We start from the raw sequence: 1,566 nt of genomic DNA, 5'->3' as shown, positions 1-1,566 counted from the left end.
TTTGGCTATGTTAAAGGTAAAGGTTGATTTATAGTGAAATGGTATGGTGACACATACCCTACATCTGTTTAAAGTAAATCCACTTTAACTGGATATTTATGTTAAAATGAGAACAAGTTTGTGAAGGTTTACACTTAAACTAACGCCGCAGGTTAGTTCAATAAGAAAAGAGGGAGAATAATGCGTTCTACTAAAATAATGTTACTTGGCATTGCAATAATGATTTTAGGTTTCTGGATACAAGAATATGGTGGAATATTGCGTGGTGATAAAGAGTTCTTTATTGTAACTGGTGGATTTGTAGTTACGTTAATCGGATTATTTCTAAAGGATAAGTCTGAAAAAGTATAGATAAAGTGCTCAATTAACGGGTACTTTAGTAAAAAGTGGACATTAAAATGCAATGGGCTTGGAGATACATTTTCCTTGCTCATTTTTATGTGCACTTTTTATTTAGAATGCATAGTCTCTCAGCCTTAACTTGTCTGCGGTTTCCCATGTTCCATGAACACTTGCCAAGATAAGCATTTGCTTTTTCTTACTCAAATCGCTTTCCATTTTTCTATTGTCTAGGAATTGAAACCAAACTAAATAAAGTTGTAAATACTTCGTAGAAACACCATTAAAACGACTTATCCATTTCTTTAAACGGGAATGGTAACTATTAATATTATTGAGGTGGTAGATGCCTTTCTTTACATATTCTTTCTTACTTCCGTTTATGATGATGTGCTCCACATCGTTAGTAGATGTGTAAGATTTGTAAGAATTGTGAGCATCGGAAATAAGCACCGTATCATTCTTAAAATGCGATGTAAGGGTGTTATCAATTTGTTCCATTAGAATCCTACCTGAACCTACCCGTTTTGAAAGGGTTGTTTTGTTTCGGTCTCTAGCTACTAATACACAGACTTGTTCATTGGAAATACCTCTTTTGGAAGCAGAACCGCCACGTTTTCTTGGTTTGCGATTCGGAATAACTCTACGTCCTTTATGGCTTTCTAAGAAGTATGTTTCATCTACTTCTACGAGTCCTTCAAATATACCGATGCTTTCTTTTGTGAGAGCAGACAGCACTTTATGCCTCCAGTAAAAAGCGGTTACGTGAGTAATGCCAATTTGTGAAGCTGTTTCACGAAGTGATAGACCATTCAACATACACTCAATAAATGGAATCCATTTGTCTGCCTTTTTCGAACGATACATAGGGGAATTAGTCAAATCACTGCTTAATTTATGACAATCTTTGCACTTATAACGTTGGCGACCATCTCGCTTCCCGTAACGAACCACTGATGTACTTCCACAATGCCGACAATGAAAACCATGAGAAAACTTTCTCTCCCTCAATTCACCGATTAAAGCTCCTTGTTGTGAGGATGAAGGCGAGAAATGGCGAGTTAGATAATCTAAAATGTATTCTTTGTCTTTATCATTTAAAGAAGAAATATTAGCTATTATGTTCGTTAAAGTCATTTGAATTGCCCCTTTTGTAATGTATACAGTCAGGATACTACAAAAGAGGACGTTTTATTCAAAATCAACCAATAACTTTAACATAGCCTT

General features: G+C 35.4%; 2 protein-coding genes. One reads left to right on the top strand and one right to left on the bottom strand.

The features are described from left to right. Positions 1 to 180 precede the first annotated feature (180 nt). The gene (locus AC625_RS27175; protein WP_156187596.1) at positions 181 to 351 is read left to right on the top strand and encodes a hypothetical protein; all 171 of its coding nucleotides are present in this window, start codon (positions 181 to 183) and stop codon (positions 349 to 351) included. A gap of 102 nt (positions 352 to 453) precedes the next feature. Here the strand turns inward: AC625_RS27175 and AC625_RS24975 are convergent, their stop codons facing one another. Then, complete coding sequence (locus AC625_RS24975) at positions 454 to 1,476, bottom strand: IS1595 family transposase (RefSeq protein WP_049682967.1); 1,023 nt, start codon at positions 1,474 to 1,476, stop codon at positions 454 to 456. Positions 1,477 to 1,566 lie beyond the last annotated feature (90 nt).

It is taken from the genome of Peribacillus loiseleuriae, from assembly GCF_001183985.1.
Lineage (GTDB): Bacteria > Bacillota > Bacilli > Bacillales > DSM-1321 > Peribacillus > Peribacillus loiseleuriae.
The sequence above is the reverse complement of the archived record's forward strand: the minus strand, read 5'-3'. Positions and strand labels throughout refer to the sequence as shown.

What these genes read in the sequence shown, in the direction of transcription:
- AC625_RS27175 (WP_156187596.1), top strand. Translation starts at nt 181, where the DNA reads ATGCGTTCTACTAAAATAATGTTACTTGGCATTGCAATAATGATTTTA.
- AC625_RS24975 (WP_049682967.1), bottom strand. Translation starts at nt 1,476, where the DNA reads ATGACTTTAACGAACATAATAGCTAATATTTCTTCTTTAAATGATAAA.